This window comes from Hydrogenophaga sp., from assembly GCF_018780385.1.
Lineage (GTDB): Bacteria > Pseudomonadota > Gammaproteobacteria > Burkholderiales > Burkholderiaceae_C > Hydrogenophaga.
Map to the genome: position 1 here is coordinate 61,842 of NZ_JADMJO010000003.1, position 14,127 is coordinate 75,968.

The window sequence follows — 14,127 nt, forward strand, 5'->3', positions numbered from 1 at the left end:
CATTCGGGACAGCATGGCAAGCCACCCTCTCCGTCCATCGACCCATCACTCAACATCATGCGAAAACAGGGAATCGTGGTGCGCTGGGATCCAGCCAAGGCGTTCGGCTTCATCCGCAGCGAACAGACCGTTGCCGACATCTTTTTCCACATGCGGGATTTCAGCGGTCACCAGCCGCCCAGCGAAGGCCTGCCGGTCACGTTCCAGGAAATCCATGTGGGTGGCAAGGGGCCACGCGCCCTGTCGGTGGAGCCGCTGCGCAACGAGGTGAAAGCGCCGTTCGAGACGCCCAAGGCGGTCGTGCCGCCCGAGGCCGAGTTGTTGCCTCGCACCGCGCCCGCCAGACGATCTCCCTCTGCGCGCAAGAAGCGCCGCGAAGAGCTGCCGCTGTGGATCGGCCTGGGGCTGATCGCCTTCTGGTTGCTGCTGTGGCTGGTGGGCATCGGGCTGGGCCGCTTTCCGTGGGTGATCCTCACCGCAGTGGTGTTGATCAACCTGGGCACCTTCTACATGTACTGGCGCGACAAGGACGCCGCGATCAGCGAAACCCAGCGCACGCCCGAAGACCAGCTGCACGCGCTGGCGCTGGTGGGCGGCTGGCCGGGCGCCTGGTTTGCGCAGCAGATCCTGCGCCACAAGACGAGCAAGCAGCCGTTTCGGATGTACTACTGGATCACCGTGGCGGTAAACACCTCAGCCCTGCTTGGCTGGATTGCCTGGCCAGCTTTCGCGGGATGAGGCCAGCGATCAGCGCGGCTTGCGCTTGGGGCCGGGCGCGGAACCCGTGACACGCGGCGGCAAGCCGGTGTGCTGCGTGAGCAGGCGGCCCGCAACGGGTTGCACCGCCTTGCCCACGGGCGTGCTGTTCTTGCGGCGCGCACTCTGGTAACTGCCATCCGTCATCGGCTGGAAGGTGGGGATCAGGTGATGCTTGCCGTTGCCGATCAAATCCGCGCGGCCCATGGTTTTCAGCGCCTCGCGCAGCAGCGGCCAGTTGTTCGAATCGTGGTAACGCAGGAAGGCCTTGTGCAGGCGGCGGCGCTTGTCGCCGCGCACGATGTCCACCCGCTCGGCGCGCTGCGCGTCTCGGCTGATGCCCTTGAGCGGGTTCAGGTTGGTGTGGTACATCGCCGTGGCCGTGGCCATGGGGCTGGGGTAGAAGGTCTGCACCTGGTCGGCACGGAACCCGCTCTTCTTGAGCCAGATCGCCAGGTTCATCATGTCTTCGTCGCTGGTGCCTGGGTGGGCGGCAATGAAGTACGGAATGAGGTACTGCTTCTTGCCGGCTTCTTCGCTGTACTTCTCGAACAGCTGCTTGAACTTGTCGTAGCTGCCGATGCCCGGCTTCATCATCTTGGACAGCGGGCCGCCCTCGGTGTGCTCGGGCGCGATCTTCAAGTAACCACCCACGTGGTGCTGCACCAGTTCCTTCACGTACTCCGGGCTCTTGATGGCGAGGTCGTAGCGCAGGCCGGAACCGATCAGCACCTTCTTGATGCCGCGCAGTTCGCGTGCCCGCTTGTAGATCTTGATCAGCGGGCCGTGGTCGGTGGTGAGGTTGGAGCAGATGCCGGGGTAGACGCAGCTGGGCTTGCGGCACGCCGCTTCGATCTCGGGCGTCTTGCAGCCCAGGCGGTACATGTTGGCCGTGGGGCCGCCGAGGTCGGACACCACGCCGGTGAAACCTTCCACCTTGTCGCGGATGTCTTCCACTTCCTTGATGATGGATTCTTCCGAGCGGCTCTGGATGATGCGGCCCTCGTGCTCGGTGATCGAGCAGAAGGTGCAGCCGCCGAAGCAGCCGCGCATGATGTTCACGCTGAAGCGGATCATTTCCCAGGCCGGGATCTTGGTCGCGCCATCGTGCTTGCCGTGTTCGTCGGCGTAGACGGGATGCGGGCTGCGCGCATACGGCAAATCAAACACGAAATCCATCTCGGCCGTGGTCAGCGGGATCGGCGGCGGGTTGATCCACACATCGCGGGAGGTCGCGCCTTCGCCATGCGCCTGCACCAGCGCGCGGGCGTTGCCCGGGTTGGTTTCCAGATGCAGCACGCGGTTGGCATGGGCATACAGCACGGCGTCGCTCTTGACCTGCTCGTAGCTGGGCAAGCGGATCACGCTGCGGTCGCGTGCCGGTGGTTTGCGTTTGCTTTGCAGGGCGGGGTTGGGCATGAACTTCAGCGGCTGGATGGCTGGGTTGGCCGCCGCTGGCTCGGCATCGCCCTCTTCCTTCGAACAGGTTGCCCCCTGTGCCTGGGCCTGCTCGCTCGTGGTCAGGTAGGGGTTGATGTGGTCTTCCACCCGGCCCGGCATGTCGACCTCGGTCGAATCGATCTCGATCCAGCCCTCGGCCGTGGGATCGTGCGGGCGGCGCACGAAAGCGGTGCCGCGCACATCGGTGATGTGTTCGATCGGCTCGCGCGCCGCGATGCGGTGCGCCACCTCGACCAGCGCGCGCTCGGCGTTGCCGTAGAGCAGCAGGTCGCACTTGCTGTCCACCACGATCGAGCGGCGCACCTTGTCGCTCCAGTAGTCGTAGTGGGCAATGCGGCGCAGGCTGCCTTCGATGCCGCCGAGCACGATGGGCACCTCCTTGAAGGCTTCGCGGCAGCGCTGGCTGTAGACGATGGCCGCGCGGTCGGGCCGTTTGCCGCCCACGTCGCCCGGTGTGTAGGCGTCGTCGCTGCGGATCTTGCGGTCCGCGGTGTAGCGGTTGATCATCGAATCCATGTTCCCGGCGGTCACGCCCCAGAACAGGTTGGGCTTGCCCAGGGCCTTGAAGGCCTCGGCGCTTTGCCAGTCGGGCTGGGCGATGATGCCCACCCGAAAGCCCTGCGCTTCCAGCACACGCCCGACCACGGCCATGCCGAAGCTGGGGTGGTCCACATAGGCATCACCGGTCACCAGAATGATGTCGCAGCTGTCCCAGCCGAGCTTCTCCATCTCGGCGCGGCTCATCGGCAGCGTTGGGGCCACGCCGAACCGCTTGGCCCAGTACGGCCGGTAGCTGGTGATCGGCTTCGCGGCGCGCGCGAAGAAGGAGACGTCGATGGGGGCGTTCATGGGGTGACACGGACCCGGAGCGCGGGTGGGTGGAAAACCCTCGATTTTACGGGTTACCTCTGATTTCAGGGGTTTGCAGGGCTACTGGGCTCCTCCGCCCCCCAGACGGTCGTCCGCGTGGGCAATCAGGCGGTCGAACAGGCCCTCCAATTGGCGCTGCTCGGTGCTGGTGAGGCAACCAAATATGTCCGCGTTGCGCTGCTCGATCAGCCGCATCACCCGCTTCCACAACGGCCGGCCGGTGCGCGTGAGCGTGAGCACCACGCCGCGCGCATCGGTTTCGCTGGCCGACTTCAACACCAGAGCGCGGTCCACCAGCATCTGCGCGGCGCGGCTGGCCTGGGCCTTGTCCAGGTTGGCCCGGGCCGCGAGATCTTTCACCGACAGCGGGGCGAACTGCCCGATGGCGGCCAGACACCGCGCCTCGCCCACCCCCAACCCGAAGACCTGGGCGTAGGCGTCGATGCTTTGTCGGTCGGTGAGTTTGGCGAGCCGGTGCAGCCGGTAGGTCAGGAAGTCCTGCAACGCAGGCGGGGTGGTGTCAGTGGCCATCACCGGCTCCTGGCGCGCACTGGCGCTCGGCGTGGACCAACAAGGGCAGCACGTCTTCGGCCTGCTGCAGGTGGCTGATCAGCGAGAGGCACAGCATGGAAAGGAACAGCGGGGCCTTGTCTTCTCCCACGCGGGTAAGGGTTTCGCACAGGGCGCTGTAGCTGCGGTCCAGATCGGCGTCGGTCATGAGAGCACTCCTGTGGTAGCGAGGGCCTGGAATACGGGCGTTGGGTCGTGTCCGTGCCACCGGCCCATCACATAACCGTCGGGCCGCACGAGCACCAGGGCTTTGTCCTGTGCCCCAGGCAGACCGTAGCGTTGCCAGGCCTGTCCGTGGATATCCATGTCCGGATGGATGCTCAGCAGCTCCAGGTCAGGCAAGGCCGGCGTTTGCTGCCCCCCGGGACCCAACGCGAGCACGAGGAAATCCCGTCCGAAACGGCTGCTGAGGTGAAAGGCACCCCGCCCGTCCTGCAGCAAGGCTTCCGGTGCCGGGGCACCCGGCGCGGCCATGTCGTGGCTCCAGCCGCCGGTCGCGCCGGCATTCAACGGCGAGCCCACGTAGGTGATGGGCGTGGACTGGCGCGGGTTGATGAGCGATCGCACCTGCGCATCGCCCTCAGCCAGCCGCAGCGTGGCCTCGCGCATGAGCCGGTAGGCGAAGTTGGGCGGCGCCATGAATTCGGTGCTCTTGGCGCCATAGGCGATGTTCTCGCGCGCGGCGTGAACGCGCTCGATGGAGTACGAGTCCAGCAACGCTTCAGGCGATTGGCCCCGCACCACCCGGGCGAGTTTCCAGGCCAGGTTGCCGGCGTCGTCCAGCCCCGAATTGAGGCCGCGCACGCCGAAGATGGGCACCAGATGCGCCGCGTCACCCGCAAACATCACGCGCCCATGCCGGTAGCTGGGCAGCGTCAAACACTTGGCGTTGTAGATCGAAATCCACAGCGGCTCCCAGGGCTCGTCTTCGCCGATCATGGCCAGGTGGCTCTGCACGCGCGGCAACACGTTCTCGGGTTTCACCGCTTCCAGCGGATCCTCGTCGTCGCGGATCTGGTAGTCGATGCGCCAGACGTCGTCGGGCTGGCGGTGCATGAGGATGGTGGAGCCGGGGTTGGACGGTGGGTCGAACCAGGCCAGGCGCTCCACCGCGCGCCGCGTCTTCTGAACGATGTCAACGATCACGTACTTGCCGTCGTACTGCGTGCCTTCGAGTTGCAGGCCGAGCTGCTCGCGCACCGTGCTGCGGCCACCGTCACAGGCCACCAACCAGTCGGAGCGGACGGTCTGCCGCCCCTGGGGCGTGCTCACCTCCACTTCAACCCCGCCGGCCTGGGGTCTCACACCGGTCACGCGGCTGGCCCATTGCACCTGTGCCGGTTCAGCGGTGGCTTGCGCCGCCCGGTGCGCAAACTCTTCCACGTAGAACTGCTGGATGTTCACCATGGGTGCAAAGCGCTGCGTTGGCTCGCTCGGCATCTGGAAATGCAGCACTTCGTTGTGACGCCAGTAGCTGCGCCCGCCCACCCAGCTCAGCCCCTTGGCGACCAGCGCCTTGTCGGCACCCACCCAACCCAGGATCTCCTGCGAACGGCGCGACATGCAGATGGCGCGGCTGCCGCTGCAGTAGCCCTCGTCGTCCTCGATCACGAGGTTGGCAATGCCCTGGGCAGACAACAAGGCGGACAGGGTGAGACCGACGGGACCACCGCCGGCGATCAACACGGGAACATGGGAAGGCAAGGTCATGGGAGATGGCATCATTTTGGTTGCGTGCGCAACTGTATTACCAATTGGTTGTGCGCGCAACCTTTATTCAAACTGTCGAAAACGCCACTGGCTATCATCAAAAAAACAACCAGGAGACACGACATGCCCACCTACACCACTCTGCGCATCGACAAGGACGCCAACCAGCCCCGCGTGGCCCGCCTGCTGCTCAACCGCCCGGAGCGGCTCAATGCCATCAACGACGAGATGCCGCGCGAGATCCGCGCAGCGGTGGACTGGGCCAACGCGGACGACGAGGTGCACGTGATCGTGGTGGAAGGTGCCGGCAAGGGCTTCTGCGGTGGCTACGACCTCTCGCAGTTCGGCGAAGGCGAGATCGATCACCCCTGCCAGCAGGAGCGCTCACCCTGGGACCCGATGGTCGACTACGCCTACATGAAGCGCAACACCGAGGACTTCATGAGCCTGTGGCGCAGCCCCAAGCCCACCATCGCCAAGGTACATGGTGCGGCAGTAGCCGGTGGCAGCGACATCGCGCTGTGCTGCGACCTCCTGGTGATGGCCGATGACGCACGCATTGGCTACATGCCCACCCGCGTGTGGGGATGCCCCACCACGGCCATGTGGACCTACCGGCTGGGCGCCATGCGCGCCAAGGAAATGATGTTCACCGGCAATGTGATCGACGGCCGCACCGCCGCCGCCTGGGGCCTGGCCAACGAGGCGGTGCCATCGGACCGACTGGAAGCGGTCACCATGGCGCTGGCCGAACGCATCGCCGGTGTGCCGCGTTCGCATCTGGCCATGCACAAGATGGTGGTCAACCAGGTCATGCTCACCACGGGCCTGGAGCAAACCCAGATGATGGCCACGGTGTTCGACGGCATCACGCGACACAACCCCGAGGGCGTGTGGTTCCGTCGCCATGCGCAGGAAGCAGGCTTCAAGGACGCAGTGCAGTGGCGCGACAGCGGCAAACCGATTCCGGAGGGTGACGAGGCACGCGCCTTGATCCGCAAAATGGAATCGCGCAAGCCTTCCCCATCGGAGAAGTGAAACAGCGTGTACGGTTCATCTAGTTACCCCTCTTACGGAAGCTACCTGAATGTAAGCCGCACCGCACTTAGCATGACTGCTTCACTTTTTGAAGGAGCTGGCATGGCATTGCACTTTGGCAAACGCGACATCGATCAACCCAAACCCCTGAACACCGGGATGGCAACACCGCGCTACGGACAAGCCACCGGCGCTTCTGCCGCTCAGCCCCAGGCCCAGTCCACCCCTGCATCCCAGGTCACGCCCGACGTGGACCTGACGTCCAGCACCACGACCACCACGGCGAGCGCGCCGCCCGAAGGCGGCAGCAAGCTCACCGTGGGCCCGAACATCAAGCTCAAAGGCGTCGAGATCACCGATTGCGACACGTTGGTGGTCGAAGGCATGGTGGAGGCGACCATGGACTCGCGCGTGATCCAGATCGCCGAGCAGGGTGAATTCAAGGGCTCGGCCGAGATCGACATCGCAGAGATCCGCGGCGTGTTCGACGGCAACCTGACCGTGCGCAACAAGCTGGTGATCTATTCCACCGGCAAGGTGACCGGGCGCATCCGCTACGGCAAGGTGGTGATCGAGGAAGGCGGCCAACTCTCCGGCGACATCGAGTGCTCGGTGGGCGCGGGCAACAAGGTCAGCAGCAAACACGCGATGGCCCTGGCGGCCTGATTTCGCCAGCCGGCAAGGCGACGGGATCGGATGTCCCGCTGTCTTTGCCTGCGCATCGGGCGGCGGTATGCTCAAGGGCATGTACGCCGAGTTTTTCGGGCTCCAACAGAGCCCGTTTTCAATTGCTCCGGACCCGCGCTACCTCTTCATGAGCGAGCACCACCGGGAAGCCCTGGCGCATCTGCTCTACGGCGTTCGGGGCGATGGTGGTTTCGTGCTGCTCAGTGGCGAGATCGGCGCCGGCAAGACCACGGTTTGCCGCTGCTTTCTGGAGCAACTGCCCGAGAACTGCCGGGTTGCCTACATCTTCAACCCCAAGCTCACCGTCAACGACCTGCTCAAGACCATCTGCAGCGAGTTCCAGGTCGATGTGACCCACGAGGGCATCGGTTCGCCCACCATCAAGGATCACCTCGACCCGCTCAATGCCTACCTGCTGGCCAGCCACGCCCGCGGGGAGCGCAACGTGCTCATCATTGACGAAGCCCAGAACCTCACACCCCATGTGCTGGAGCAGTTGCGCCTGCTCACCAACCTGGAAACCAACGAACGCAAGCTGCTGCAGATCATCCTCATCGGCCAGCCCGAGTTGCGCACCATCCTGGCCACACCGGAGCTGGAACAGCTCGCCCAGCGGGTGATCGCGCGTTTTCATCTCGGCACCCTCGACAAGGCCGAGACCCGGAAGTACATCCAGCACCGCATGCAGGTGGCTGGACTGAGCGGGCCACTGCCCTTTTCCAAGCAGGCTGTGGCACGCATCCACGCGCTGGCCCGAGGCGTGCCCCGGCGCATCAATCTGCTCTGCGACCGCGCGCTGCTGGGCGCATACGCCAGTGGTGTGTCTCACCTGACGGCGGCCGTGGTCAACAAGGCCGCGCGCGAGGTGTTCGAGAGCGACGCGGCCCGCCCCGCTGCACTTGCCGCACTGCGGTGGCCGGCGTGGCTGGGCACGCTGGGCATGGGCGCGTTGGGCGGCGCCTTGGTGGCTGGCGCGTTGTTTTGGTGGTTGAGCATCACGCGGCCAACCACGCGACCCACCGCGCAGCCCACGGAGCCGCCCGCAGTCGCTGCGGTGGTTGCGCCTGCGCAAGTGCCCGCCCCTGCCCCTGTGGAACCACCAGCCTCGCCGCTGGCAACGGCCCTGATGGAGTCGGACGCCGTACCCGACCTCGAGACACTCATCGACAACGAGGCCTTGGCCTGGCGCGAACTCGGGCCCCTCTGGGGCCAACCGCTTGCCGACGGGGAAGCCTGCGCGACTGCCTTGCAACACCAACTCCAGTGTTATCGCACCGACCGCATGACGATCCACGGCCTGCGTCAGCTCAACCGCCCGGGCATCCTCACTCTGCGGCTGCGTGGGCAAGGCACTGCGCGGGCCCTGCTCACCGCCATGACGGACGACAGTGCCACGCTGCAGTCGGGTGAGCAGCGCTGGCGACTGCCGCTCTCGACCCTGAACGACATCTGGCAGGGTGAGTTCGCCACCCTGTGGCGAACACCACCGGGTCACGCAGGCAGACTGGTGGATGGGCGCGCGGGGCCCACAGCCGACTGGCTGGACAAGCGAATCGCCGAATTGCAGGACCATGGACACGTTCCAACGTCAGCCAGCAACCTCAACGCACGTATCCAGGCGTTTCAACGATCACGAGGTGTGGACGCTCTCGGCGTTGCCGGGCCGCTCACCTTCATGCAGGTGAACCTCGCCAGCGGCGTGAACGAGCCCCGGCTCGTGGCGTCACCACCCTGACGGCCGACCGCGCCCTCCCACTTCAACACCGCATGTCTTACATCCTCGACGCACTCCAACGGGCCGAAGCCGAGCGCGATCGCGGCCGCGTACCCGGGCTCACGAGTCAGCGCGTTCCGGCCCATCTGGTGGCGCGCGAGCGCGCCGCAGCCCCGCGCCTCTGGCGCACCGTGGTGGGACTGATCGTCACCCTCGCCGCCGTGGCGGCTTGGTGGTGGGCGGCTGGCCCTCGCGAGCCTCAGACCCGGCCCATCAGCGCGCCGGCGCCGCTGGCGGCGCCCCAGACAACCAGCCAGTTCGCGGCCGAGCCCCCGGTACCAGCGCGTGCGCCCGAACAAGCCGCCGCACCCGCACTGCCCATACTCGCACCCGTTCGACCGCCCACCACACCGCCCGCCGTCGAACCCGCCGTCCGCGCGGACGTTCCCACCTTCGGCGAACTCTCGCCCGAGGCCCGTGCACAACTCCCCGGCGTCAATGTGAGCGGTTCCACCTGGTCAAAAAACCCGGCGCTGCGCACCCTGATCGCCAACGGCAAGGTGGTGCAGGAAGGCCAGGACATCGCACCCGGTTTGCGCCTGGAGGCCATCGGCCCGCGCAACGCCGTGCTCAACCACCAGGGCCTGCGCTACAGCATCGGCTACTGAACAATGGCATTCACCACCAACGTCCCCGTGCTGGAAGTCACCGGCCTGCATTTCGGCTGGCCCGGCAATCCCCTGTTTCAAGACCTGAGCCTGCAGCTGCCCGCCGGCGTCTCGGTGGTGCACGGTGAAGAAAGCAGCGGCAAGACCACGCTCCTGAAACTGCTGGCAGGCGACCTGCGCGCCGACAGGGGGGCCTTCGTGCTGCGCAACACCCACCTGCAAACGCACGCTGATGCCTACCGGGCGCAGGTGTTTCGCACCGAGCCGCGCAGCGATGCGCTCGATGCCATCAGCGCGCAGGCGTGGTTCGCCACACTGGTATCGCGCTACCCCCGCTTCAACCTGGACACCGCGCAAGAACTCGCACGAGGCTTCGCGCTGGATGCCCACATCGACAAGCCGATGTACATGCTGTCGGCCGGCAGCAAACGCAAGGTGTGGCTGAGCGCAGCTTTTGCGGCAGGCACGCCCCTCACACTGATCGACGAGCCTTTCGCGGCACTGGACATGCGCTCCATCCGCTTTCTCCACGCGTTGCTGCAGGAGGCTTCGGAGCACACCGATCGCGCCTGGGTGCTGGCCGACCACGCACCTCCCGAGGGCCTTGCGCTGAAGATCCAACTGGCGCTCGGCGCCTCCTGATCCGGCTTTTTCGGGCTGCGCGATTGATTTTCGCTATTCATTTCTCCGAAAGCGCTAAGGTTATCTTCGAAATGGACGCCTGAGCCACACGCTCCTAAATTCCTCCCATCGACAACGCAGTCAACGGAGGAAGTTCATGACGCAGCAACACCAGGACCAACCGCGCGGCGCTCAACGCCTGCTCGCACAACCCTCTTTCTCGCATTTCGATCCACTCCCCGGCTCGGCAAGACAGGTCAACCACGCCCTCCACACCGGCTTTCGCGAATGGCTCAGAAAGATCACCTCCAGCGAGCACGGTTCGATGCAGCTGGCGTGCGAGCACATCCGGCTCGAACAACTCAAGAGGCTGCTGGGATCGATGTTCGGTGCGCACATCGCGGGCATGTCCCGCCGCGACCTTCGGCTCTACCTGAAGGTCATCTCAGCGTCGCAACTCGCCACCATTCGCGACATGCGCTTCGAGTGCTTTGACATGATGTGCAGAAAGATCAGTGAACCTGTCGCCGTGCAAAAACTGCGCGAGATGGATGCGCTTCTGGGGTGATGACGGCCCTTGCAAACCGCGCATTCGAAGCGCCTCACGGGGCGCGGGAGATGATCCCTCGGCTGGCGACAGGCGCGCCCTCCTCCGAACCACTCGCGAGGTACTCGCGCAACTGCAAGCGCATCCACCGATGGGGTTTGCTGTTGTGGGTGCGCTGGTGCCAGATCATGTTGACGGGCATGGTGGGCCAGTCGAAGTCGGTGGGCAGGGGAATGCACCGGATCTTCGGATTACCCCGCACCAGGTGCCGGGCCTGTTGCGGGCTGGTGGTCACCAGCCGGTCGGTGCGCCCCAGCAACTCCGAGCACAGGTGCCAGGAGTTCACGATGGTCGTCCTTCGTGCCGCATAACCCCGCGCTTCAAGTGCCAGGTCGATGGGACTGCGGCGCCCGCCGTGGCGCTTGAGGAAGGTGATCAACAGGTGCTCCTCGGCCTGGTATTGATCCAGCGTGAGCGCGTCACCGATGCGCGGATGGTCAACGTTGACGCAACAGTGCGTGATCTCGAAGTGCTTGACGGTTTCCACATACAGATCGCGCGCATCGCCAGGCGGCTCGTAGTGGCTGCAGACCACGTCCACATCGCCGGCGCGCAAGGCCTCCACGTCCTGAGGTCCGTTGGCGGGCGCGTGAATGTCCAGGCTCAGGCTGGGCGCCTTGCGCAGGATGCTTCGGTACAGCTCGGCCAGCTCGGTTTCACCGAAGGCGTCATAGCACGACATGATGATGTGCGCATCGCATTGCAACGGGTCAAACGCCCAGGCGCCGTTGCTCACGTCCTTCCACAGACCGACCATTTGCTGGAACACGGCAAATGCGCCATCGGCATAGGGCGTCAGCTGGTATCGGTTTTTTTCGCGCACGCACAAGTCGTCGTTGAGCACATTGCGCAGGCGGGTGAGCGCCTGGCTGGCGGCCGACGGCGTGATGTTCATGCGCGCGGCCGCCTCCGTCAGGCTCTGACTCTCGATGAGTTCGCAGAACAGCGCCAGTTGTTTGATGTCGACGTTTTTCACTTTCCACCCTCCCCAGTACAAAAACCGAAGCAATCATACTTTTTAACTACAAATCATGGGTTGGCGAGAGCAGATTCAGTGCGAAATATTTCCGACGATCGATGTAAGGAGCACGGTGAAGCGGCGACTACCGCACAGGTGGTTGCAAGGTGCACCACCGTTGTCACACACGCTGAAAGGCTCTCCACGATGAAACCCCTGTTTCTTGCCGCTGCCGCATCTGCCGCCCTGGGCAGCTCCTTCCTGGCGCCCGCTGCCTTCGCACAAACGTCGCTTGCCGAGTCCCAAGTCAACGCCCTTGAGGGACTTGCTGGCCCGCAACCGGGCTCACGCCGCTCAGGCGCCAAGGGCATCTGCGCCAGCGGCCACTTTGTCGGCAACGCTGCCGGCCGCGAGCTCACTCGCGCCGCGGTGTTCAAGGGCGACAGAATTCCCGTGGTGGCACGCTTCTCGGTCGGTGGCGGCAGCCCCAAGGCCAGCGACAAGGGCAAGACCGTGCGGGGTTTGGCGCTGGCTTTCCAGTTGCCCGGCGGCGAGCAGTGGCAGATGGCCAACATCTCGGCACCGGTGTTCTTCGTGAGCAAGCCGGAACAGTTCGTGCCCTTCGTGCAGGCCCGCACCGCCGACCCGGCCACCGGCAAGGCCGATCCCGAAAAGATCAAGGCCTTCAGCGCGGCCAACCCCGACACCACCCGCCAGGGCGCCTACCTCGCTCAAGCGCCGGTGCCGGCCAGCTACGGCACGGTGAACTACTGGGGCGTGAACGCGTTCGAGTTTGAATCGGCGCCCGGCAAGAGCCGCTTCGCGCGCTGGCAGTTCGTGCCCGAGACCGGTGTGCTGAGCCTGACCGAAGACCAGTTGAAGACCATGGGCGACGAGTTCCTGGCGGGCGAGTTGCGCGAGCGTGTGGCCAAGGCGCCAGTGTCGTTCGACTTCCGCCTGCAACTGGCCGAGGCTGGTGACAACCTGACCGACCCGACGCTGACCTGGCCCGATGCGCGCCAGGTGGTCTCGGCCGGCAAGCTCGTGATCGACAAGGTGGCCGACGGCATGGGTGGCGCCTGCGACGCGATGACCTTCAACCCGCTGGTGCTGCCCGCAGGCATCAAGCCCTCGGCCGACCCGGTGCTCAACGCGCGCGCCGCGCCTTACGCAATCTCACTGGGCCGCCGCCTGAGCGAAAAGGCCAAGCAATAAACCCGGTGGGCAGCGGGCGGGTGCTCAGCGCCCGCTCAAGCCCATCCCCCGAGAGATCACCTCTTTCATGATCTCGTTGGTGCCGCCATAGATGCGCTGCACGCGCGCATCGGCGTAGGCTCGGGTGATGGGGTATTCCCACATGTAGCCATAGCCACCGAACAGCTGCAGACACTCGTCCATCACCTTGCACTGCAGATCGGAGCACCAGTACTTGGCCATGCTGGCGGTGGCGGTGTCGAGCTTGTCCACGCTCACCAGTTCGCAGCATTTGTCGACGAACACACGCGCCACCTGCACCTCGGTTTGCAGCTCGGCGAGCTTGTAGCGCGTGTTCTGGAACGCGGCCACCGGCTGGCCAAACACCTTGCGGTCTTTCGTGTAGTCCACCGTCCAGTCGATCGCAGCCTGGGCGGCCGCCACCGCGCCAATGGCGATCTGCAGCCGCTCCCAGGGCAACTGCTCCATGAGGCAGATGAAGCCGCGGTTTTCATGCGCCGCACCGCCCAGCAGGTTCTCGGCCGGCACCTTCACGTTGTCGAAGAACAGCTCCGAGGTGTCCTGCGCTTTCATGCCCAGCTTCTTGAGGCGCTTGCCCTTTTCGAAGCCTGGCATGCCGCGCTCCACCAGCAGCAGGCTCGTGCCCTTGGCCCCGGCGCTCGGGTCGGTCTTGGCGACCACGATCACCAGATCCGCGTGCCAGCCGTTGGTGATGAAGGTCTTGCTGCCGTTGAGCAGGTAGCTGCCATCGGGCTGTTTGATGGCCGTGGACTTCACGCCCTGGAGGTCACTGCCGGCGGCGGGCTCGCTCATCGCGATGGCACCCAGCATCTCGCCGCTGGCCAGCTTGGGCAGGTATTTCTGCTTCTGCGCCTCGGTGCCGTAGTGCAGGATGTAGGGCGCCACGATCTCACTGTGCAGGCCGAAGCCGATGCCGCTGAAGCCGGTGCGCGCGATCTCCTCCATCTGCACCACCGAATACAGCTTGTCGGCTTCGGAGCCGCCGTAAACCTCGGGCAAGGTCATGCACAGAAAGCCGTTTTCGCCGGCCTTGCTCCACACCGCGCGGTCCACAAAGCCCTGCTCTTCCCAGGCCTCGTGGTGCGGTGCGATTTCTTTCTCGACGAACTTGCGGAAGCTGTCGCGGAAGGCCTCATGGTCGGCGTTGAACAGGGTGCGTTCGATCATGGTGTCACCTATCAGACTGGGGTCGAGAATTTGACAAAGCAAGTGCTTGGCAAAAGTCTATACT

14 protein-coding genes are annotated in these 14,127 nt (G+C 65.1%); 8 read left to right on the forward strand and 6 right to left on the reverse strand.

Features of this window, described 5'->3' with window-relative positions:
- Positions 1 to 57: 57 nt before the first annotated feature.
- Complete coding sequence (locus tag IV113_RS00860; protein WP_291079881.1) at positions 58 to 738, forward strand: cold shock and DUF1294 domain-containing protein; 681 nt, start codon at positions 58 to 60, stop codon at positions 736 to 738.
- 9 nt (positions 739 to 747) lie between these two features.
- Here IV113_RS00860 and IV113_RS00865 read toward each other — a convergent pair whose 3' ends face one another.
- The 4 genes from IV113_RS00865 to IV113_RS00880 all read right to left on the reverse strand — a co-directional run bounded on the left by IV113_RS00865 (position 748) and on the right by IV113_RS00880 (position 5,367).
- A complete protein-coding gene (locus IV113_RS00865; protein WP_291079883.1) occupies positions 748 to 3,066 on the reverse strand; it encodes a YgiQ family radical SAM protein in 2,319 nt (772 codons plus the stop codon).
- An 81-nt stretch (positions 3,067 to 3,147) separates the two neighbouring features.
- Complete coding sequence (locus tag IV113_RS00870; protein WP_291079885.1) at positions 3,148 to 3,618, reverse strand: MarR family winged helix-turn-helix transcriptional regulator; 471 nt, start codon at positions 3,616 to 3,618, stop codon at positions 3,148 to 3,150.
- Entirely contained in the window at positions 3,608 to 3,805 is a 198-nt protein-coding gene (locus tag IV113_RS00875; RefSeq protein WP_291079887.1) for a hypothetical protein, read from the reverse strand. Before IV113_RS00875 ends, IV113_RS00870 begins: the two co-directional genes overlap by 11 nt.
- Complete coding sequence (locus IV113_RS00880; RefSeq protein WP_291079888.1) at positions 3,802 to 5,367, reverse strand: FAD-dependent monooxygenase; 1,566 nt, start codon at positions 5,365 to 5,367, stop codon at positions 3,802 to 3,804. The genes IV113_RS00875 and IV113_RS00880 overlap by 4 nt, the downstream gene beginning before the upstream one ends.
- On the opposite strand from IV113_RS00880, the gene IV113_RS00885 reads away from it, so the two are divergent.
- The 6 genes from IV113_RS00885 to IV113_RS00910 all read left to right on the forward strand — a co-directional run bounded on the left by IV113_RS00885 (position 5,350) and on the right by IV113_RS00910 (position 10,663).
- Positions 5,350 to 6,405, forward strand: a complete 1,056-nt coding sequence (locus IV113_RS00885) for a crotonase/enoyl-CoA hydratase family protein (RefSeq protein WP_291079890.1) — start codon at positions 5,350 to 5,352, stop codon at positions 6,403 to 6,405. The two genes, IV113_RS00880 and IV113_RS00885, sit on opposite strands and share 18 nt — an antisense overlap.
- Before the next feature lie 102 nt (positions 6,406 to 6,507).
- Entirely contained in the window at positions 6,508 to 7,071 is a 564-nt protein-coding gene (locus tag IV113_RS00890; RefSeq protein ID WP_291079892.1) for a polymer-forming cytoskeletal protein, read from the forward strand.
- Between the two features lie 148 nt (positions 7,072 to 7,219).
- Entirely contained in the window at positions 7,220 to 8,827 is a 1,608-nt protein-coding gene (locus tag IV113_RS00895) for an AAA family ATPase (RefSeq protein WP_363318574.1), read from the forward strand.
- 32 nt (positions 8,828 to 8,859) lie between these two features.
- On the forward strand, positions 8,860 to 9,474 hold the full coding sequence (locus IV113_RS00900) for a general secretion pathway protein GspB (protein ID WP_291079894.1): 615 nt from the start codon (positions 8,860 to 8,862) through the stop codon (positions 9,472 to 9,474).
- 3 nt (positions 9,475 to 9,477) lie between these two features.
- Positions 9,478 to 10,116, forward strand: a complete 639-nt coding sequence (locus tag IV113_RS00905; RefSeq protein WP_291079896.1) for an ABC transporter ATP-binding protein — start codon at positions 9,478 to 9,480, stop codon at positions 10,114 to 10,116.
- 136 nt (positions 10,117 to 10,252) lie between these two features.
- A complete protein-coding gene (locus IV113_RS00910; protein ID WP_291079898.1) occupies positions 10,253 to 10,663 on the forward strand; it encodes a hypothetical protein in 411 nt (136 codons plus the stop codon).
- Between the two features lie 34 nt (positions 10,664 to 10,697).
- Here IV113_RS00910 and IV113_RS00915 read toward each other — a convergent pair whose 3' ends face one another.
- On the reverse strand, positions 10,698 to 11,678 hold the full coding sequence (locus IV113_RS00915; RefSeq protein WP_291079900.1) for a LysR family transcriptional regulator: 981 nt from the start codon (positions 11,676 to 11,678) through the stop codon (positions 10,698 to 10,700).
- Between the two features lie 189 nt (positions 11,679 to 11,867).
- Between IV113_RS00915 and IV113_RS00920 the strand changes: the two genes are divergently transcribed.
- On the forward strand, positions 11,868 to 12,875 hold the full coding sequence (locus IV113_RS00920; RefSeq protein ID WP_291079902.1) for a catalase family peroxidase: 1,008 nt from the start codon (positions 11,868 to 11,870) through the stop codon (positions 12,873 to 12,875).
- A gap of 24 nt (positions 12,876 to 12,899) precedes the next feature.
- Here IV113_RS00920 and IV113_RS00925 read toward each other — a convergent pair whose 3' ends face one another.
- Positions 12,900 to 14,063, reverse strand: coding sequence for an acyl-CoA dehydrogenase family protein (locus IV113_RS00925; protein ID WP_291079904.1), 1,164 nt, complete (start codon positions 14,061 to 14,063; stop codon positions 12,900 to 12,902).
- Between the last annotated feature and the right edge of the window lie 64 nt (positions 14,064 to 14,127).

Excerpts from the sequence above, each read along its gene's own strand:
- IV113_RS00860 (WP_291079881.1), top strand. The coding sequence starts at position 58 with ATGCGAAAACAGGGAATCGTGGTGCGCTGGGATCCAGCCAAGGCGTTC.
- IV113_RS00865 (WP_291079883.1), bottom strand. The coding sequence starts at position 3,066 with ATGAACGCCCCCATCGACGTCTCCTTCTTCGCGCGCGCCGCGAAGCCG.
- IV113_RS00870 (WP_291079885.1), bottom strand. The coding sequence starts at position 3,618 with ATGGCCACTGACACCACCCCGCCTGCGTTGCAGGACTTCCTGACCTAC.
- IV113_RS00875 (WP_291079887.1), bottom strand. The coding sequence starts at position 3,805 with ATGACCGACGCCGATCTGGACCGCAGCTACAGCGCCCTGTGCGAAACC.
- IV113_RS00885 (WP_291079890.1), top strand. The coding sequence starts at position 5,350 with ATGGGAAGGCAAGGTCATGGGAGATGGCATCATTTTGGTTGCGTGCGC.
- IV113_RS00880 (WP_291079888.1), bottom strand. The coding sequence starts at position 5,367 with ATGACCTTGCCTTCCCATGTTCCCGTGTTGATCGCCGGCGGTGGTCCC.
- IV113_RS00890 (WP_291079892.1), top strand. The coding sequence starts at position 6,508 with ATGGCATTGCACTTTGGCAAACGCGACATCGATCAACCCAAACCCCTG.
- IV113_RS00895 (WP_363318574.1), top strand. The coding sequence starts at position 7,220 with ATGAGCGAGCACCACCGGGAAGCCCTGGCGCATCTGCTCTACGGCGTT.
- IV113_RS00900 (WP_291079894.1), top strand. The coding sequence starts at position 8,860 with ATGTCTTACATCCTCGACGCACTCCAACGGGCCGAAGCCGAGCGCGAT.
- IV113_RS00905 (WP_291079896.1), top strand. The coding sequence starts at position 9,478 with ATGGCATTCACCACCAACGTCCCCGTGCTGGAAGTCACCGGCCTGCAT.
- IV113_RS00910 (WP_291079898.1), top strand. The coding sequence starts at position 10,253 with ATGACGCAGCAACACCAGGACCAACCGCGCGGCGCTCAACGCCTGCTC.
- IV113_RS00920 (WP_291079902.1), top strand. The coding sequence starts at position 11,868 with ATGAAACCCCTGTTTCTTGCCGCTGCCGCATCTGCCGCCCTGGGCAGC.
- IV113_RS00925 (WP_291079904.1), bottom strand. The coding sequence starts at position 14,063 with ATGATCGAACGCACCCTGTTCAACGCCGACCATGAGGCCTTCCGCGAC.